Source organism: Candidatus Merdisoma sp. JLR.KK011, assembly GCF_036941125.1.
In the GTDB taxonomy this organism is placed as follows: domain Bacteria; phylum Bacillota; class Clostridia; order Lachnospirales; family Lachnospiraceae; genus Laedolimicola.
The window spans coordinates 1752950-1772782 of record NZ_JAYWSZ010000004.1; the positions used below are offsets into that span (position 1 = coordinate 1752950).

At 43.1% G+C, this 19833-nt stretch carries 22 protein-coding genes; 19 read left to right on the forward strand and 3 right to left on the reverse strand.

Features of this window, described 5'->3' with window-relative positions; all coding sequences use genetic code 11:
* Positions 1-125 precede the first annotated feature (125 nt).
* The gene (locus VV089_RS22255; protein WP_334337458.1) at positions 126-434 is read right to left on the reverse strand and encodes a hypothetical protein; all 309 of its coding nucleotides are present in this window, start codon (positions 432-434) and stop codon (positions 126-128) included.
* 286 nt (positions 435-720) lie between these two features.
* Here VV089_RS22255 and VV089_RS22260 point away from each other — a divergent pair, with 286 nt between their 5' ends.
* Together VV089_RS22260 and VV089_RS22265 are read left to right on the forward strand one after the other, a co-directional pair.
* Positions 721-939: a helix-turn-helix transcriptional regulator gene (locus tag VV089_RS22260; protein ID WP_300858419.1), complete on the forward strand. Its 219-nt coding sequence runs from the start codon at positions 721-723 to the stop codon at positions 937-939.
* 12 nt (positions 940-951) lie between these two features.
* Positions 952-1968 (forward strand): hypothetical protein, encoded by a 1017-nt coding sequence (locus VV089_RS22265; RefSeq protein WP_300858418.1) that lies wholly within the window; start codon positions 952-954, stop codon positions 1966-1968.
* Here VV089_RS22265 and VV089_RS22270 read toward each other — a convergent pair whose 3' ends face one another.
* Positions 1969-3624, reverse strand: coding sequence for an Eco57I restriction-modification methylase domain-containing protein (locus VV089_RS22270; RefSeq protein WP_300858417.1), 1656 nt, complete (start codon positions 3622-3624; stop codon positions 1969-1971).
* Between the two features lie 250 nt (positions 3625-3874).
* Positions 3875-4981, reverse strand: coding sequence for a hypothetical protein (locus tag VV089_RS22275; protein ID WP_334337459.1), 1107 nt, complete (start codon positions 4979-4981; stop codon positions 3875-3877).
* Between the two features lie 155 nt (positions 4982-5136).
* Between VV089_RS22275 and VV089_RS22280 the strand changes: the two genes are divergently transcribed.
* The 17 genes from VV089_RS22280 to VV089_RS22360 all read left to right on the forward strand — a co-directional run bounded on the left by VV089_RS22280 (position 5137) and on the right by VV089_RS22360 (position 19830).
* Positions 5137-5313 carry an excisionase family DNA-binding protein gene (locus tag VV089_RS22280; RefSeq protein ID WP_300858415.1) on the forward strand — a complete coding sequence of 59 codons (177 nt, stop codon included), beginning with the start codon at positions 5137-5139 and terminating at the stop codon, positions 5311-5313.
* Positions 5313-7649, forward strand: a complete 2337-nt coding sequence (locus VV089_RS22285; RefSeq protein WP_334337460.1) for a phage/plasmid primase, P4 family — start codon at positions 5313-5315, stop codon at positions 7647-7649. Before VV089_RS22280 ends, VV089_RS22285 begins: the two co-directional genes overlap by 1 nt.
* A gap of 330 nt (positions 7650-7979) precedes the next feature.
* Positions 7980-8606, forward strand: a complete 627-nt coding sequence (locus tag VV089_RS22290) for a hypothetical protein (protein ID WP_172545642.1) — start codon at positions 7980-7982, stop codon at positions 8604-8606.
* Between the two features lie 3 nt (positions 8607-8609).
* Complete coding sequence (locus VV089_RS22295; protein WP_172545641.1) at positions 8610-8894, forward strand: hypothetical protein; 285 nt, start codon at positions 8610-8612, stop codon at positions 8892-8894.
* A gap of 23 nt (positions 8895-8917) precedes the next feature.
* Positions 8918-9220, forward strand: coding sequence for a hypothetical protein (locus tag VV089_RS22300; RefSeq protein ID WP_300858411.1), 303 nt, complete (start codon positions 8918-8920; stop codon positions 9218-9220).
* Positions 9221-9232: 12 nt separating this feature from the next.
* Positions 9233-10180 carry a phage major capsid protein gene (locus VV089_RS22305; protein ID WP_334337461.1) on the forward strand — a complete coding sequence of 316 codons (948 nt, stop codon included), beginning with the start codon at positions 9233-9235 and terminating at the stop codon, positions 10178-10180.
* A 196-nt stretch (positions 10181-10376) separates the two neighbouring features.
* Positions 10377-10601 (forward strand): excisionase, encoded by a 225-nt coding sequence (locus VV089_RS22310; RefSeq protein WP_300858409.1) that lies wholly within the window; start codon positions 10377-10379, stop codon positions 10599-10601.
* A 110-nt stretch (positions 10602-10711) separates the two neighbouring features.
* The gene (locus VV089_RS22315; RefSeq protein WP_334337462.1) at positions 10712-10957 is read left to right on the forward strand and encodes a DNA-binding protein; all 246 of its coding nucleotides are present in this window, start codon (positions 10712-10714) and stop codon (positions 10955-10957) included.
* A complete protein-coding gene (locus VV089_RS22320; protein ID WP_334337463.1) occupies positions 10923-12206 on the forward strand; it encodes a site-specific integrase in 1284 nt (427 codons plus the stop codon). Before VV089_RS22315 ends, VV089_RS22320 begins: the two co-directional genes overlap by 35 nt.
* A 101-nt stretch (positions 12207-12307) precedes the next feature.
* Positions 12308-14116, forward strand: coding sequence for a DUF4209 domain-containing protein (locus VV089_RS22325; RefSeq protein ID WP_334337464.1), 1809 nt, complete (start codon positions 12308-12310; stop codon positions 14114-14116).
* A gap of 176 nt (positions 14117-14292) precedes the next feature.
* Positions 14293-14769, forward strand: a complete 477-nt coding sequence (locus tag VV089_RS22330) for a low molecular weight protein-tyrosine-phosphatase (protein ID WP_334337465.1) — start codon at positions 14293-14295, stop codon at positions 14767-14769.
* A gap of 413 nt (positions 14770-15182) precedes the next feature.
* Positions 15183-15503 (forward strand): PadR family transcriptional regulator, encoded by a 321-nt coding sequence (locus VV089_RS22335; protein WP_172543492.1) that lies wholly within the window; start codon positions 15183-15185, stop codon positions 15501-15503.
* Entirely contained in the window at positions 15503-16213 is a 711-nt protein-coding gene (locus VV089_RS22340) for a DUF1700 domain-containing protein (RefSeq protein WP_172543493.1), read from the forward strand. The genes VV089_RS22335 and VV089_RS22340 overlap by 1 nt, the downstream gene beginning before the upstream one ends.
* Positions 16210-17292, forward strand: coding sequence for a DUF4097 family beta strand repeat-containing protein (locus VV089_RS22345; RefSeq protein ID WP_172543494.1), 1083 nt, complete (start codon positions 16210-16212; stop codon positions 17290-17292). Before VV089_RS22340 ends, VV089_RS22345 begins: the two co-directional genes overlap by 4 nt.
* Positions 17293-17454: 162 nt before the next feature.
* Positions 17455-17646, forward strand: coding sequence for a PspC domain-containing protein (locus tag VV089_RS22350; protein WP_172543495.1), 192 nt, complete (start codon positions 17455-17457; stop codon positions 17644-17646).
* A gap of 178 nt (positions 17647-17824) precedes the next feature.
* Positions 17825-18944, forward strand: a protein-coding gene (gene prfB, locus VV089_RS22355; RefSeq protein ID WP_172543496.1) for a peptide chain release factor 2 whose coding sequence is annotated in 2 segments (ribosomal slippage) — positions 17825-17899 and positions 17901-18944 — 1119 coding nt in all. Because the reading frame shifts where the segments join, the coding sequence is not laid out codon by codon here.
* Between the two features lie 436 nt (positions 18945-19380).
* The gene (locus VV089_RS22360) at positions 19381-19830 is read left to right on the forward strand and encodes an ACT domain-containing protein (protein ID WP_334337466.1); all 450 of its coding nucleotides are present in this window, start codon (positions 19381-19383) and stop codon (positions 19828-19830) included.
* The last annotated feature ends 3 nt before the right edge of the window (positions 19831-19833 follow it).

The following is a 19833-nucleotide window of genomic DNA, read 5'->3' on the forward strand; positions in this document are numbered from 1 at the left end:
AGGGCAAAATATGGCGAGAAACCTTAAAATTACTACGATTTAGACTACTAAGGCTCGGCTATGAATGAGAAAACGAAAAAGGGCTTGCTGTAAGCAGCCCTTTTCCATGATTTGGTACATGTAGATTACGCTTCTGAAACCTTTTCTTTTGTTCCTATGGGCAGGCATTTTTCCAAAAGCAGCTCTTTGCAGTCGGAAAATCCAAGCAGGTAGGCGAGCATCCCATACCGGGAGCCAAGAGCGTTCTGCACGCTGACATAGCGGTCAATCAGTAGCCGGACTTCTTTCGGCAGTTCCAGATCTTCCAGCCTGCCGGAATATTCGTCAGACTTCCGGATGATTTCCTGATATTGTCCGTCGCTGTTTGTGATGCTGTTCATGACGCCATTCATGCGGACACCCATAAGCTGGTACAATGCAGATTCTGTTTCCATCCAATCCCTCCTTTCGTGGTGTCTGATGTTACCTCTGAATTCAGAAGTTATCAAGAGGAAAATAGAAATCATAAAAGTTAAACTATATTAATGCCAATAAGATAAAAATGTAAATTAGGAAAATATAAACCGTTACAGAAAAATCATATGGAGAGATTAAAAGCCATAATCGTTGGTAGTAAGGATACCAGGATTGTGGCTTTTTTAACACACCAAATTGTGACTTATAATCCGTTGTCTTAAAAACGCATACGAAATATAATATTTTCTGGAGGCATTTGTTGAAATGAAAAAAGAATTTGGAATGGCGATAAAAAAATTACGAGAAGAAACAGGACTAAGTCAAGAGAAATTTGCATTATCCATTGGCATGGATCGAACTTATTATGCGTCTGTGGAAGCTGGAAAAAGAAATATTTCTCTTCAGAATATTTGCAAGATTGCAGAGGGATTTGGTTTGTCAGTTTCGGCTCTTTTTGTCGTTGCAGAAAACTATTGTAAATGAGGAGGTAGTGAAATGGATTATGTAGAAAACATAAAAAAATCTGGTCTTACAATCTACGATTTCGTAAGTAAGGATAATAACGATTTGTATATTCCAATTATTGAATTGGAAAGTATTCTTGATAAAGGGATGAGGGGTTTCTCCGTTAACGGGTTAGCTCTTAGAACTCGTTCAAAAGTTGTTAAGAGTGAAATATGTAGAGTTTTGGGGTATCCTGTACCGTCATCATTCAAGAAAACACAGCCACGTTTTTTAGGACAAAATTTTGATACATATATTCAAGAAACCTTGAATGTTCAGATATGGAATGAGCCAGTTGACCCCGAAAGAAGATATGTTTTTTTAAGGGTTAATGAGGAAAAGGTTATTAGTCGTGTTAAAGTTATTACAGGAGCCGAACTTGTAAAATATGATAGGACGGGAACGCTAACACAAAAGTATCAGGCAACGATGACAACAAGAAATAAATCAGTGTTATTTTCAAAAAGTGATACTTCGAGAATTGATAAGTGGGCAACAGATGATGCAAGTGTATTGATTGATGTATCCCCCAATATTATGCCTAAAAAGAATCAATTATTAAGAATTGCATCTGTGTATTCAAAATTGTTGCCAATGGTAGGAAAATCAATAGATTATCTTGATGCGGTTCAAGAACGAAATCGTGGTGCTGAATTACATAAGATGATTTGTGAACATTTAGGATATTCAAACTATGAGGATGATGGTTCTTATCCTGATTTGGTGAATCAGTTAATTGAAATAAAGCTACAGACATCACCAACAATTGATCTTGGGTTACACTCACCAGAGGATGGGGCAGATGTTGTTGTAGCTTCGGGAGCTACATTCAAAAGTGAAGATATTAGATATGTTGTTTTTGAGGGTGAGGTTAATCACGATAAGATTCTTCTTAAATATTTGTATTTAGTTAATGGAAAAGATTTTACAGAAGCATTTCCTTTGTTTAAAGGAAAAGGGACAAATGCAAAATTACAGTTGCCCCTTCCAAATAATTTCTTTGATTAATTAGGCTGTCATAAACATTTGCTCAGTCAATTTGTTAATGTTGTTCATATAGCGGGTTGTTTCGGCTTCAGAGCATCCCGCTATTATTTTTTTTACAAAGTTAATGGCTTCTCTAGCTTCATCAGTATTTGGATTAGGGATCGGAAACTGCTCAACATATTGAGTCATGTATCGTCTCTTTCCAGAATAAAGCTTTGTATTGAATTTGGCGTCATAGTATTTTTCAATAAAGGAGCTATTTACAACAGCAAGGGCTAAATATATAGTATCTTCAAAAACGGAAGAATCTATATCAATCCAATAACAGTCTCCATTAACAATAGCACCAGTTTCGTCTAACCAAAACGCTGGTTTTTCGGATATATCACGAAAAACAATTTTTCTGTTCTTCCATGAGTCTGGGTTTTGTGGAACCCATATTTCGTACCAATTTCGTTTTGCCTTAATTACATAGTTTCTTCCGGCTAGTTGTTCATAATGTTGCTCTAAATAGGATTTACTTTCTGGATAATCATCTATATCATATGCTACTTTTTTTCCGTCTACGGTAGTATGAGTGTATAGTACTTTCCAAGTGCTCTTTCCTTTAGCAACAATTTGTCCTGCATCTCTGTGTGTTATGAGCGGACGGAGTAATTCAATTTTTGCTTTTTCGCCAGTCCAATCATCTCCTATAAATACATTGTCGGCTGTTGTTTTTATGCCAACTCTTATTTTTCCAAGGTCGGAAAGATGAAGCCAAGTATTTGATTCAACAGTTGTTAGCCATTTTTTCCTCTCGTTGGATGCGATTACCCATAATGCACCTTTTGAAACATCATGAAGATGTCCTTGGCAATAGTCAAAAACTCTGCCATCTTCTAGGCTATATCGACCTTCTTTATTTATGCTATCAAAAATAGAAACTATTGACGAGGAAGGTGAAGTGCTATTTTTGCTCTCATATATTGAGGTGAAATTCACTTCTTCGGGGGTTGTAGTACGTCCGTTTGAAAAAACAATAATGCATGGCAAAACGGATGCATTGAATAATTTTGTGTCACCAAAATCCACTATAGAATGAATTTTATAATTACCAATCATAAAATCTCTAACACATGAGCCTGATTTGATTGTGAAAAATTTATTTGAAGTAATGTAACCTGAAACTCCATCATCAGATAGTATCTTTTTCATATAAAGAAGAAAGGCATAGTATATATCAATTCTCCCTGACAAATTCATTTTGTTGGAAATTTCTTGAGCTTTGTCGGCACCTAATATCTGTGTTCGTATATATGGCGGGTTGGCAATTATATAGTTGTACTTTTTATCTATATTATCAATTGCTTCAAGAAAATCCTGTGCAATGATTGAAACATTAGCAGAAGGAAATTGTTGCCTTATAAAATGTTCGGTTTTAGTAGCCACGGTTGCATCAGTTTCATAGCCATCAATATTGATGAGAATCTCTGAGTTAATCGCAAGTATCTTAGAAACCATCGAGAGGATTAATTCTCCTTCGCCGATGGCTGGATCGAGAATATTAACTTCTTTAGCTTTTTTCAAATCAAATTGGCTATACTTTATCATTTCTAAAGCAAGAAAATCTGCCATTTCTATAGGCGTATAGATGATACCATTTGATTTTTCCTTTGATTCATTTTTGTATCTCATATATACACACTTTCCTTTCGTAAGGCTATAGTTGATTTAAGTATTTAAAAGATTTACCAATAGGGAGGGTATTATCTCTGTGGCGTTTCATCTGGAAGACCGCCGCCCCCTCACACGCAAATTTCCGCGAATTGGCACAGGGGGGATGCTTATACCGATAGCGGCGGCAGTATCACGCATAATCTTGTATAACATGCCACCACACAATGAAACATAGCAGTATACATTTTATAACAGTTTTGCGTGAAAGTTATGTTTTTGGCGTATTTTTCTTCTGTTTTTGGGCGTTTTCTATGCGTTTTCTGCGCCTGAATTCTCGCTGGTTTTTAGCGTTCCGGGCTTTCTGGCAGTCTGGTTTATCACAGTATTCCTGTCTGCCATTCCTTCTTATAAGGAAGTCGCCGCAGTGGCGGCAGCATATCATGATGCCTTCCGAGCGGTCATCATTGGACAGTCCCTTATTTTCCGGGGCAGGGTCTTCTGAAATCATTCTCGCCAGCGTGAACCATGCTATATCAAACACGGAGTTTACATCCGCTGAAAATTCAATACGGTTCGTTTTCGGATTTACTTTCAGGCACATATTGAAATCGGGGGTGCGCTCTATCAGTTTGTTGAGCAGTTCCCAATAATTATCATAAGGTTCTTCTTCAAATTGTCCATCCGGCGGCTGTTTTGCCGGGTGGCTTTTTTGATATTCGGCATAAAGTTCCATTTCTTTTACAAGATTCCCGCCAGCCGTACTCACGTCAATATCAGGCATACTGTGGATATTCTTAAAACTTTCAAAAAAAGGAAGCCCCTCAAAATATTTCCCTTCTTTATACAAACTGCAGGCAGCGTCTTCATCAGCAACACATATTCCCTCCAGTGCTTCATAAAAAAGGGCAGTGGTATACAGCTTTTCCAGATCTTTCATAAAGTCATTGATTGAAAAAATGCCGTCACGGGCGGCCAGTTCTGCATCATGTCCCTTAATATCAAACCCTTCTTCAGTAAGCTCCTGATACACAAAATCAATCCTGTAAGGGTGCATATTTTCTTTGCACCACTGGATGATCAGTTGGTCATATGGGATCTTATTATCCCAATCGTCTATCTGTCTGGCAAGATTGCACAGGCTGACAAGGAGTCCTTTGCCGGACACGGAATCATCGGAGGGAAAGTCTGGTTCATATCCCGGCCTGCATACCGGGAAAGCACAGTATTCCTCATTGTCATTGGCAAGTATATAGTCTTTATAGCGGAAAGGGTGGTAGATGAGCTGCCCCACACCGCCTATTTCTTTCTGTCCCAGAATATCTGTGGATCTGTCCGCCTTTGACGGAACATAATCCCCGTTCCAATTATATGGCATATCTTCTCTCCATATCGTTACATGGTAACCGTAAGCGTAAGCGTCAGGAATTAGATTTCGGTTACATTATATCGTAAAATATCCTTGAAAACAATAGAGGACAGATAAATTATTCAAAATCTGTTATGCACCTAATACCGAAGCGGAGGGAATTTATGGAGAAGGTAACGATGAGCGTACAGGAATTATCAGCGCAGATGGGCATCAGCCTACCGAAAGCATATGAACTGGTCAAGACGCCCGGCTTTCCTACTATAAGGGTCGGGACAAGGATATTGATCCCGGTTGAGGCTTACAGGGAGTGGCTGTTTAAAAATGCGGTAAATGATTAATGACCGAAACAGATGAAACGGGAGGAGGTGAGGATGTGGGCGGTATCACCATAGATGAACTGAAGCAGAAAAAAATATGGCTTTTGTGGAACTATATGCCGGGCAAAAACGGGAAGATCACCAAAGTTCCTTTCTCAGCCTATGGCGTGGCAACAGGCACGGATGAGAAGTACAAAGACACATGGGCTACTTATGAGGAAGCCTGTGCCGCCATGCTAAGATGCGGGGCATCCGGGATTGGGTTCAAGGTGCCGGAGGGCGTGTATTTTCTGGATGTTGACCATAAGGATATGGCAGATCCTTTATTGCAGAAACTTCTTAAAAGGCATAATTCCTATGCGGAACTGTCTCCCAGCGGTAACGGTATTCATATCCTTGGAACCTGTGATGTGAAGAAACTCCCCATTATTTATGACGAGAAGAAACAGCGGAATATACTGAGCAGCGAATTTTATCAGAAAAATTCTGCAATAGGCATTGAACTGTACATCGGCAGCGTCACAAACCGATTTGCTACCTTTACAGGAAATGTGATCAATGATGTTCCTCTTTCGGAGGGAACGGAAGCGGTTTTTGCGACACTGGATGAGGATATGCGGAGGACGGATAAGGGGAAAACGCATCCGGCAGGCAATGACGATGCAATGCTGTTTGATGTGGTGGCCGGACTGCGCAGGCAGAAGAATGCCGGGAAATTTATAAAACTTTTTGACAATGGCGATATCAGCGGTTACGGTTCGCAGTCGGAGGCAGATGCGGCTCTCTGCGCCATGATAGCATTCCGTGTGGGAAGGGATGCGGAGGCAATAGATAAAGTGTTCCGGGAATCAAAACTTTACAGGGATAAGTGGGAGCGGGACGATTACCGTGAATCTACGATAACATTGGGAATCGAAGCGTGTCATGGGGTATTCCACAAGTCTGTGATGGAGCATCCGGCATTCATCAAATTCGATGAAAAGACCTCTAAGCCTTATATCAGCGTTCCGCTTCTTGCAAAGTATGTAAGGGAACATATGCAGTATGTTCTTGTAAGGGATAACGGCAAGCAGGCACTTCTGAAATATGTATATGAAGATGGCTGTTACAGATTTTATGCTGATAACATGATGATGGGACGCATCAAACAGTATATCGCTGATTATGATGAGGAACTTGTCAAAATGAGCAAAGTGAATGAAACATTGCAGCACATCAACACGGATCTGAATTATGTAGGGCAGGATGAACTGGATGCGGATGAAAGCATCATCAACTTTCAGAACGGGCTTCTCAGGGTGTCGGCTGCGGAAACCGTTCTGGAATCCCATACACCGTCAGTGCTTTCTACCATACAGATACCGTGTGAATGGAAGGCGGCAGCATCGCGGACGCCGGTATTTGATGCGTATCTGGACACGCTTGCTGATGGTGATAAGAAAGTGCAACAGCTTCTGCTGGAATTTATGGGAGCATGTATTTCCAACGTGAAGGGATGGAGGATGAAAAGAGCGCTGTTTCTTGTGGGAGACGGGGATACCGGGAAATCGCAGTTAAAAAGCCTGGTGGAGCGTCTGCTTGGCAGGGGGAATTTCATAGGCATTGACTTGAAAGAAATCGAATCCCGGTTTGGGACGGGAGCCATCTACGGAACAAGGCTTGCCGGAAGTTCTGATATGAGTTTTTTATCTGTGGAAGAACTGAAGACCTTTAAGAAAGTAACAGGCGGTGACAGTCTTTTTGCAGAGTTCAAAGGACAGCAGGCATTTGAATTCACATATAACGGTCTGCTCTGGTTCTGCATGAACAGGCTGCCTAAGTTTGGCGGGGACGATGGCAGGTGGGTATATGACCGTATCATGGTGGTGGAGTGCCCCAATGCCATCCCGCCGGAAAAACAGGATAAACAGCTTCTGGATAAGATGTATGCCGAGCGGGAGGGTATCGTTTATAAAGCCGTAAAAGCATTGCAGACAGTGATCGCAAACGGATACAGGTTTTCTGAGCCGGACAGTGTATCGGCGGCAAGGGAAAAGTATAGGATGGAGAACAACACGGTCATCAGCTTTTTTGAAGAATGTATGTGCAGACGTGAAAACGGAAAGATCACCGATACCTGTACTACAGGAAAGGTCTATAAAGTGTATAAAGAATGGTGCCGGGATAACAACAACGGTTTTGCCAAGACCTATAAGGAATTCCGTACAAGGCTTGCCGATCATCTGGCGACTGCCTTTGAGGATATGGTTGTAAAACGCAGCAGCGGCACTTTTTATAAGGATTTTACACTGACACACGAATGCAAAAATGAATATGCATCGGTTTATGGATTTGAAGATACAGATTTTCTTGCGTGATGGACGTATGGTGGTCGAAGTGGTCGCTGCAGTGGTCTGAATAATCACAGCGACCACTACACAAATTCAGTGTTTTCAATGGTTTCAAGCGTTGAGTGGTCGCAGTGGTTACATTTTAAACTTCTCGGAAAAATTGCAAATTGTTTTGGATTTTATCAGCAGAAAAAATAAATTGTGATTATGGAGTGGCAAAAACCACCACTCCGACCACTAAAATGGGAAACACCATATAAACCCTGAATTTGAGACATTATACCGACCACCGGAACGACCACTATATCGACCACTTTTTTGAAAGAGCAACCATTAAAAAGGAAGGAGAGATCAAACATGGCCAGTAAAGATACGGCTATCCGGGCTTTGTGCAGGAGACTTGGAAAAGAGTACAGGGTATGCACCATAGATTTTGAACCTGTGATTTACCGCGATTTTGGTAATGGGTTCAATGTAGAAATCAGCGGCGTATATACCACAAGCAATACAAAAAAGGCAACTTTGTATTTATGGTATGGGGAGAGACAGCCGGAATGCCTGATCGTGAAGACAGTTCGGGATGTACAAAGGGACGAGATTGCAGATGTGGTGGAGGGATTGCTCCATTACAGCTATGCACTTCTCGCAGATGGATTTGATGCCGGAGACGGACCGCTTGGGCACCAGTTTAAAATCACGAATTGCATGAATGGAGGGAGTGGCATGAAATACAGGATTTTCTATGGAACAGAGCCGAAATTCTCTGACCGGGATTTACAGGATTTCTCAAGGGGCAGTTATGAGTGCAGGAGGCTCCTTCGGAACAAGCACGGACAGCTTGCAATCATTTCACAGTGCAAAGATGAAGACATACCAGTCTGGAAAGTAGAGTATGGATTTTCCTGCATGGTGTTTGGAACATTTGATGAAGCTATGGCTTTCTGCAGGGGGAAATTTACTGACCTTGACGGCAGGGAGGTGTAGCTTATGGAAATCCAGAAGATTCGATACCATCCACTGGTAGATGCCAATTCGGAAGGGACAGAGAAAGTACCCATGTTCCTTACTACAGATCCTAAGGGTGTCCGCTCTATGTATTTAGAGGAAATGATACCCGGCTATTTCAGGCTTTATTCCAAGGAGCCTGTAAGCACAGGGGAAAGTGATAAACTGAGAATCCATTGCCCGCAGTGCGGCAGTGGCTTAATGAAGATTGCAAAAAACAGCACTACAACAAAACTTGGTCTGTACACCTGTGACAGGTGCAGATAGATAGAAAAAAGGAGGAGTTTATTATGATTTATCCATTACGCGGACAGGCGAAAGGCAACCTTTTAACGCCATCCAACAGTTATTATTCAGAGGAATATGCACGGAGAATGTGTAACCTTTACCTTTCGGATGAGGTGGCAAAGGATGAAGAAGGAAAGGTGCGGAAGTTCTATCGGCTTCATGCAAAACATGATCACACACAGGAGATGGCGCTTGTTTACGACATTAAATGCCCTAAGTGCAATGGCAGGTTGAAGCAGATCGGCAGGCAGATATCACTTAACGAACTTGGACTTTATACCTGTACGGCATGCAACAGGGAATAGGAGGAGTTAGGAATGGGTGTAAATTATGCAGACATTACGGCACAGCCGGAATATGACATCCAGTTTTGGAATGTGGCAAGGGGCATAAAGGGAAATGAAGATGCGCTTGCAAAGGGACGTATTAGAGCAACAGGCAGTTATGAACTGCCTGCTGGCGCATCCGCGAAGATTGCGAAAGCAATGGAGAAGGAAAGCGTATTCAGGAATATAGCAACCGAAATCAAAGCCTATAAGTCCGGCTATCGCATTTTTTCAAAGGACTGTAAGGACTTGGCACAGTTCATCCCGGAGAATGGAGAACTTCCTGTTTATGACGGTATGAAGGATTTTGACGTAAATGCCATCGGAAGCCATAAACTGGCTGCTCTTGTGAAGATGGATGAGGATTTTGTCCGTGACGCAGCTTTCGGTTTGGAACCATATCTTATTGGCAGGTTCGCAAAGAATTTTGGTAGGGCGGAGGATAATGTCTTTATCAATGGAACCGGGGAAGATGAGCCTACAGGCATTCTTCATGGCAGCAATGGAGCAGAGATGGGGGTAACAACGGCAAGCATTACTTATGATGATGTGATTGCCCTATATTTCAGTGTGGAAAAAGAATATAGAAAAAACGGTGTCTGGATGATGAACGACAGTACGGCGCTTATGCTCAGGACATTAAAGGATGCTGACGGCAATTATCTCTGGAATCACGCAGACGATACCCTTTTAGGAAAGCAGGTCATTATTTCGGAGTATATGCCGGATGCTGCGGAGGGAGCAAAGCCGATTGCTTTTGGGGATTTTTCATACTACTGGATCATAGACAGGAAGCCGGTGTCGGTGCGTACGCTCATAGAGAGATTCGCAGTGCTTGGGCAGGTTGGATATCTGGCATTCAAATTCCTTGACGGAAAATTAATCCGCAGTGATGCAGTCAAGGTTATCCAGATAAAAAATCCAGATCAAAATGTGTAATTTCCCAAAATTGTTTGATTTTATTAACAGCAGATATATACAGGTATTAGGCGGTTTTATATGATTTATCTGTATTGGGGTCAATACCCTGTTTGAATTCAAAAAAATGTGCGTGGAGGGGCAGCACCGTTGTCCTGAAGGAAAGGTGTGGAGATTTTGGCCGCCCCTCCATTACGCAGGGAAGCGAGGTGGAAACATGAATCCTGTAGGCATGGGACAGGGAGAAAATAAGCAGGAATCTTTAAAGGATAAATATCTGCTCACCGTTAAAGAGGCGGCGTTTTACTTTAATATCGGCACAAAGAAGATGAGAAGGATCGCAGAGGACAATCTTGGGAACATTGCCGTATACAGCGGAAACAGGTTCCTGATCATCAGACCGAAATTTGAAGATTTTATCCGAAATTCCTCAGAAATATAATTCCGTTTATCTGCCAAAAGTAGTTGCTATTTCCGGGGAGTAGAGGGAATATACAGTGAACCCAAGAAACTTGATAAATACGCCGCTTTTGGAAGGAAAGGAGTTATCAGATGGCAAAGCCCGACTTAGGAGAAAAAGATGTCTTAAACCCGGAAGAAGCAATCCGGTACTGGAACTTCAGCAGGAGGAAATTCCATGTGTTTTTAGAGAAAACGGACGGTAAGGACTTCATTGCTTATTATAAAAAAAGAGTCCTTATCATCCGATTGGCTTTTGAGCATTATTTGTTAAAGAATCCAGATGTGAAGGAGGGACTTGCAAATGGCGAATGCAGGCAGGGGAAAAACAAGGCGTGACACGAAGCGCAGGGTGCTGCGTCCGGGCGAGAGCATAAGGGCGGACGGAAAATACCAATACAAATATCACATTGATGGGAAACCGCATTTTGTGTACAGCTGGAAGCTGGAGCCGACAGATAAACTCCCTCCCGGCAAAAAACCATGCCTTTCTTTGCGGGAACTGGAGAAACGGGTCAATGCTGATCTGGACAAGCTGATGAATGTTTCTGACGGGCAGATGACGGTATGTGAGCTAGTAGACAGATACCTTAAGACCAAAACCGGGGTAAGGCAAAGCACGAAACAGGGATATGTTACCGTCCAGAGATTGCTTGCAAAAGAAAAGTTCGGCAGTCAGAAAATACGGAGTGTAAAGACCTCCGATGCAAAAATATTTCTTATCAAACTGCAACAGGAAGATGGAAAAAGCTACAGTTCCATTCACACCATACGGGGAGTGCTCAGACCTGCGTTTCAGATGGCAGTGGATGATGATGTCTTGGTAAAGAACCCATTTGGATTCCAGCTTGCCGGAGTCATTGTCAACGATTCTGTCACAAGGGAGGCAATCTCCAAAGACCAGATGAGGAAATTCCTAAAGTTTGTACATGATGATGTGGTGTATTGTAAATATTACGAAGTGGTCTATATCCTTTTCCACACGGGAATGCGGATCTCGGAATTCTGCGGCCTGACACTTAAGGACATCGACCTTGAGAACAGGATCGTAAACATTGACCATCAGCTACAGAGAACTTCCGATATGAGGTACATCATTGAGTCCACAAAGACCGATGCCGGAACAAGAAAGATACCGATAACAGAGGATGTGGCCGACATGTTCCGAGCCATTATCGAGGACAGAGAGCCGCCGAAGACGGAAAAAGTAATTGACGGCTATACGGGATTCCTTTTCTACGATGATGACGGAAACCCGTTGGTGGCGATGCACTGGCAGCACAGGTTCAACCACATGGTCGGAAGATACAACGATATTTACCGGGTACAGATGCCAAACATCACTCCGCATGTCTGTCGCCACACTTATTGCAGCAATCAAGCCAAAGCCGGGATGAATCCTAAAACTTTACAGTATCTCATGGGGCATTCGGATATTTCGGTTACGATGAATGTGTACACACATATCGGATTGGATGATGCAGAGAAGGAACTGAGGCGTATGGAAGAATTTCAAAAGGCGCAGGCGGAGGTTGAAAAGAAGAACGATGCAAAGGCGGTCTCGCAGAAAATGTTTAAGGTGATTTGATATAGGGGATTGATGGCGCTCTGGCTTCGGCTAGGGCGTTATTTTTGTGTGAAAATTGGACGATATATTTAATAAAGTTATTGTAACTATGAGGTGATCAAATGAATATTTATGAAGTGTTGGATAAAATCATTGTAAATAAGCGGTATAAATTGTCATCGGCGTTATTTGATGATAAGTATAGAGATGAATTAATTGAGAAAGATGTTATATTATTTGATTTGCTAAAAAATATTTCTTCAATTGGAACGGAAATTCATAATGGCAGTATAAAATTTCATCCTCTGTTTACTACGGCAGATGGGAGGAGAACTTTTTCAGTTGAGGACATTACAGAAGAAGATTTTTCAATGCTAGAGGCGATGGAACTAAATAGAGTGCCATTAGTTTTGAGAGCATTAATTTCTGATATTTTGTGGAGCCAAAGAAAAGTATATTCCGCAGCTATGTTAGCAGCAGAAGCATATTGGAATTTGTTTATATTATGGTATACGGATGATGATAATATTGGCACTATTGACATGATAAGAAGGGCAGTATGTATTTCTCTTCAGATAAAGCAAGAATCATTGTTTTCGGATATATGTGCTTGGGTTAATGATTTTATTTCTCAAAAAGCGGTTACAATAGATGGATTCTTCTCATTAAGGTTGATGGAATTGTTTGCCGAACAGAAAATGTATGATGTGTCTGCGTTTCCAGATGTTTTAGATCAGATGATTTCATCGGATCATGATAATGTGTCAAAAGTAGAGCAGGCATATGAACTGAAAGTGTATTGTTATAATAAGCTAAAAAAGAATGAAGAAGCAAAAAACGCAAATATTGCATTGGCTGAGTATTATGTGAATTTTGCAGAACAAACGGTTCAAAGGGACATGCTTGGAGCAATGAGAGCGGGAAATTTTTTTCAAAAGGCAATAGTATTATATCGAAATAGTGGGGAGAAAGAAAAGGCTGAAAATACACATAGAAGATTAGTTGAGGTGCAAAAGGATATACCTAAATTGATGGTTCCTATTACCATGGAGTTGGATATAAAAGGGGTGGTAGATAATATTCACGTGAATATGGAGGGATTAACATTTGAGGAAAGCATAATAAGACTTATACAGATGTTTGTCTTTGAAAAACGAGATATTATAAAACAAAGGGTTATAGAAGAGTACAAGAATTATCCATTATCGCATTTGTTTGGAGAAAATATAGTTAATGAACGAGGGCAAACGACACTCGCACTGCAGCCGTTAGATATCCGTAACCTAGAAGGGGATACAGAACTATTGGAATTGCATATGCACCAGAACGCATTGAAGAATCAAAGAATTGTGGGCGATATTTGGATAAAAAACATTTTATTGTATATAAGAAATAAATATGACTTTGATAATTCGATGCTTGAATTTTTGGTTAAAGATAATCCGATTATTCCAGCGGGAAGAGAGCGCATATTTCAAAGTGCAGTCAGTATGTTTATTAGAGGAGAGTATTATGAGGCAATGCATATCCTTGCCCCGCAGGTTGAAAATTTATTTAGAAATATTGCAAGGGAAGTTGGTGGACTTACAGTTACATTGGAAAATGATGGTTCATCCATGGAGAAGGTATTGAGTTCAATTTTTGATTTGCCTGAATTGTTAGATTGCTATGATAATGATATTATTTTTACTTTTAAGGGCTTACTTAATGAGAAAGCAGGTGCTAATATAAGAAATGAGGTGGCACATGGAATCATTAGTGAAGAAGCATGCGGTTCTGGAGTGTGCCTGTTTTTTGGAGCCGCTGTAATCAAGCTTCTATCGTTTACATCTGTTTCTTGTTATAAAATATTGAAAAATAGTGAGAGGCTTAAACATTTTGAGAAACCGGGTGAAAATGCACTCAAAATTATTGACAAAAGAGAAAAATAAAAATCTTAGTAGTAAGAAATTTTGTTTTACTACTAATTTTACTACTAACAGACTACTTCAACTTGCTAAAATCTGCCTTGATTTGCAACATTAGCAGGTAAACAAACATTTTAACTAAATGCCAAGAATCCTTGTAAAACGGGGCATTTCACGGCATATTAAGGAGTTTGAAAACTATGATTAGAATACTTTTCGTCTGCCACGGCAACATCTGCCGAAGTCCCATGGCACAATACGTTATGCAGGATCTTGTAAACAAGAAGTCCCTTACCGACTGCTTCTACATCGATTCCGCCGCCACCAGTACCGAAGAGATCGGCAGCGGCGTCCACTACGGAACGAGAGGAAAGCTGCATGAGATGGGCATCTCGCTGGGAAACCACCGGGCAGTGCAGCTTAAGCGCTCCGATTACGACGAGTATGATTACATTATCGGCATGGATCAGTGGAACAGGAAGAACATGCTGCGGATTCTTGGGAAGGATCCCGGGAACAAAGTATCCCTGCTTCTGGATTTTGCAGAGCAGCCCCGTGATATTGCAGATCCATGGTATACCGGGAACTTTGACATTACATTTGACGATATACTGGAAGGCTGCGAAGCGCTCCTTGCCCATATAGTAAGCGAGGACAGAGACAGGCTTTATAGTTAGCATGTCGTTCCTATATATAATGAAGGGATACCTTATTGGACAAAGTCCATCGACCCCAAAGGGCGCATTACTCAATACAAAAAGGCTGTCGGAAAACCAGGTGGTTTATCCAGGCAGCCTTATCTGTCTATATTCCGGCACAATCATTTTCCGAAAGCATTTATTAAGAGTTACTGTTCGCTTCGTGCTCAGTAATTATTAAGATTCTATGAATACTATTGACAGCGCTATATTATACATTGTATAGTATAAACATCCCATAATACTATATGATATATAATATTATATTTCATTTTATGAAAACACTATACGCGTCTCTAAGGACAGACTGATTTCTTATCACAGGGTATCTGATATTAGAAGGAAGCAGCCCAAGGAGACAGGTATAAAAATCAGGATAAGGAGAGAGCTACATGGTATTTAATACAGGAGCGGCCCTCCTGGACGCAATCGTGCTGGCCGTAGTATCCAACGACGCAGAGGGAACCTACGGCTACAAGATCACCCAGGATGTACGCCAGGCCATCGAGATATCCGAGTCCACCTTATATCCGGTACTGCGCCGACTCCAAAAGGACGGCTGCTTGGAAACTTACGATATGGAATACGGAGGCAGAAACCGCAGATACTACCGGATCACAGAGGCAGGAACGGCACAGCTAAATCTGTACAAGACAGAGTGGAAGCAGTATTCCACCAAAATTTCGAAACTATTTGCGGGGAGAGGTGTGTAATGAATCGGAAGGAATTTATGGAAAGGCTTGAACGTATGCTGTGGAATATCTCAGACAGCGAACGGGAGGAAGCCTTACAGTACTACAACGATTACTTCGATGATGCGGGAGAGGAAAATGAGGAAAAGGTCATCGAAGAGCTGGGAAGTCCCAGCCAGGTAGCCCAGAAAATCAAAGCCGGATGCTCCGACCAGACGTCCGAATACTCGGAACAGGGCTATGAAGACACCCGTTTCCGGGCGTCCCAGGAGGTAATATCCAAGGAGGAAGCCGAGCGGGAGAGGGCGGACAGCAGCAATGGAGCCTGCAGAAGCCCAGGAAGGAATTCCGAAGCAAATACCTGGAAGATAATAGCTATTATTCTGCTGTGCGTATTGGCCGCCCCAATTATTATTCCTGTAGGCGGAGCCATATTTGCAGCCATAGCCGCCGTAATTTTCGGCATTGGAGGCGTATGCATCGGAATTGCTGCAGCTGGGTTTGCAATTCTGATTGCCGGTATTGTTCTGATAGGAGCCGGAATAGCAGAAATCTTTGTGACGCCGGCTGTAGGTCTTGCGCTGGCCGGTGTAGGGTGCCTCATCTTTGCACTGGGAATTCTGCTGTCGCTTTTCACCATCTGGTGCGGCATAAAAATATTACCATGGCTGGTTCGGGGAATCGTAGGTCTCGTCAGCTATCCATTTCGAAAGGCAGGTGCAGATAAATGAAATCATTAACAAAATTTTGCCTGATTGTGGCATCCATATTTGTAGTGCTAGGGCTTGTAGGTGTAGTGGCAGGTGTAAGCTTAGGCGCAAGGCCTGACCAGTTTCTGCGGATGGTAAATTACCATAATGACATACTGCCCTGGGGCTGGGGGCATAATTACTGGGGATTCTGGAACGATTGGGATCTGGCAGACGACATAGACGATCTGCATGAAGATCTGCAGGACGAGCTGGATGACTTGAGAGACGATATGGACGACTGGCAGGAAGACGTGGAAGATTGGAACGATGACTGGCAGGAGGATGTCGAGGATTGGGAAAATGAAATGGACGAGTGGGGCAATGTGCCGGGCATTACTGAGAAAGAGGAGGCAGCTGGAGAAGGCATGTATGTAGACCAAGGCGTTTTTGGAGGAGCACACACAGAAAAGCTAAAGCTGGATTTGGATCGGAGCTCTGTAAAAATCTACACCCACGACGGAGAAGGTATCCAGATAAAAGCCCAGAATACCAAAGATTATTTCAAGATCATAGAAAACGGCGACACATTGCTTTTGGAAGATCACCGGGGCAACCACCGCAGAAATGCACTCCTTCTGGAGCTTTATCTTCCGGAGCGCTCTCTGGAAAAGATAGAACTAGAGCTGGGAGCCAGCAAGCTTCAGATAGAATCCCTCCTGGCGGAAAAGCTGGAACTGGATATGGGAGCCGGCGAGGCAAAGATCAATACCATAGAAGCAGAAAAAGCCGACATAGGACTGGGAGCCGGTGAGCTTAAGCTGGACAGTCTCACAGCAGAAAAAGCATATTTACAGGTTGGAACGGGCATTCTGGGCGTAAAACGGTTCGCAGGCGGAGATTTGGCCCTGGAATGCGGAATCGGATCCCTGGATATCAATGTACAAGGTAAAGAGAGCGATTACAATTACGCCATGAGCTGCGGAATCGGAGAAATCGATCTGAACGGCCGCCAATATTCCGGCCTGGGCCGGGAAAAAGTCCTCAGCAACAACGCATCCAAAAAGATAAGCATGGAATGCGGAATCGGCAGCATCAACCTGAAAATGATAGAAGAGTAGAAAAGAATAAAGGATGCAAAATATTAATTTTACGGTACTGGAAAACAGTAAAATTAATATTTTGCATAGAAGGATTTACGGACACATGCACTTGTGGCCGGAAATGCTTCTGGATAAAGGTGCAAAATATTAATTTTACGGTACTGGAATGGAGAATAAAAAATGGAAGAAAAAAGATTAATCAGATCAAGAACCAACAAAATGATTTGCGGCGTATGTGGAGGAATCGGCGAATACTTTCACATTGACCCCACCATCATCCGCCTTATATGGGTCATCCTGACCATCGGCGGCTTCGGAAGCGGACTCTTAGCCTACATTGTAGCAGCCGTCATCATACCAGAAGAATTTTAAAAGTACTGGTCGCAGAGAGAACAGTAATTTTTAAAGCCCTTGCGCCTAAAGCACAAGTTTGCTATACTGAATAATCATGGCGCCGGCCGGCAGGGAAGGGAATCAAAAAGTATCCAATGCATAAGCCTTAGAATCCCGGCCGGTATCCAGATAATCCTAAAATGAAAGAGGTGGTAAAATGGTAGAGTTAGATCAGTTTAAGTATACCTTAAACAACTATCAGGGACCATTAGTAGAATTGAGGGATTCACTTTGACCTGGCTGACAAGGCAAAGCGAATCGAAGAACTAGAACGGGAAATGGAAGCCCCCGGCTACTGGGATAACACCGAGAAATCCCAGGAAGGCATGAAAGAGCTTAAAAACTTAAAAGACGAGGCCCAGGACTACGAAAGCCTCCGTCAGCAGTACGAGGACATCGAGACCCTCATAGAGATGGGCTACGAAGAAGGCGATGCCTCCCTTATTCCAGAGATACAGGCCGAGCTGGACGCCTTCGTGGGCAAACTGGAGTCCATGAAAATCAAAACTCTCCTCTCCGGAGAATACGACGGCAATAACGCCATCTTAAAGCTAAACGCAGGAGCCGGCGGAACCGAAAGCTGCGACTGGGCCGGCATGCTCTACCGCATGTACACCCGATGGGCCGAGCGCAAAGGCTTTACCGTAGAAGTCCTGGACTATCTGGACGGCGACGAAGCAGGCATCAAGTCCGTAACCTTCCAGGTCAACGGCGAAAACGCCTACGGCTACTTAAAGTCCGAAAAAGGCGTCCACCGCCTGGTACGCATCTCCCCCTTCAACGCCCAGGGTAAGCGCCAGACTTCCTTCGTATCCCTAGATGTCATGCCAGACATTGAGGATGAAATAGATCTGGATATCAAGGACGAAGATCTGCGCATCGACACCTACCGCTCCAGCGGCGCCGGAGGCCAGCACATCAACAAAACCTCATCCGCCATCCGGATCACCCATCTGCCCACCGGAATCGTAGTCCAGTGCCAGAACGAGCGATCCCAGTTCCAGAACAAAGACAAAGCCATGCAAATGCTCAAAGCCAAGCTCTATCTCCTGGAACAGCAGAAAAACGCCGAAAAACTCTCCGGCATCCGCGGCGAGGTCAAAGAAATAGGCTGGGGCAATCAAATCCGCTCCTACGTCATGCAGCCCTACACCATGGTCAAAGATCACCGCACCAACACCGAGATCAGCAACACCAGCGCCGTCCTGGACGGCAGCCTAGACCCCTTCATCAACGCCTACCTAAAATGGCTGACCACAGCCCCCGAAGAAAACTAAAAGCAGAATAAAAAACAAAACAAAAAGCAAACAACAAAACGCCCCCCACCCCCAAAACAAACAACAAAACACCCACCCACATCCAAAACCAGGGAACGGGGCAAAAGGAGCCGGCAGACTTTTCCAATATCAAGTGTCCGCCTGTTCGCGCACAGCCCGTCTGAGCTGGGCGAACATTGCCATCATAAACGAAAAGCAATAAACAACCAAGAAAGCAATGTACGCCCAGAGCAGACGGGCTGTACGAGAACCGCGCGGACACAGATATTGGAAAAGCCTGCCGGCTCCTTTTGCCCCGTTCCCGTCCACCCTCAAAAAACAAAAAAATCCCATCATTTCCACTTGCAATCCTCCCCAAATTGTGATAATATACCCCTTGTTGAATCCATCACAGAAAAACAAATGTTTTCAACACACGCACACGGAGGGGAAAGACATGTCAGAGAAAACAAAATATTTCATAGTAAGCCAAAAAGCCGTACCAGAAGTATTGTTAAAGGTAGTAGAAGCCAAACGCCTCCTGGATTCATCAAAAGCCATCACTATCCAGGAAGCCACCGAGCGCGTAGGCATCAGCCGCAGCTCCTTCTATAAATACAAGGATGACATCTCCCCCTTCCACGACAATTCCAAGGGAAAAAGCATCACCTTCGTTCTTCAGATGGAAGATCAGCCGGGCCTGTTATCCTTAGTCCTGAAAACCATAGCCGACTACAAGGGCAACGTCCTCACTATCCATCAGACCATCCCTATCAACGGAGTAGCATCTTTGACCCTCACCGTAGATCTGCTGCCCATCACCAAGGACGTATCCGCCATGATAGAGCAGATAGAGAGCCAGGAGGGCATACATTATCTGAAAATACTGGCAAAGGAAAAGGAGTAGACA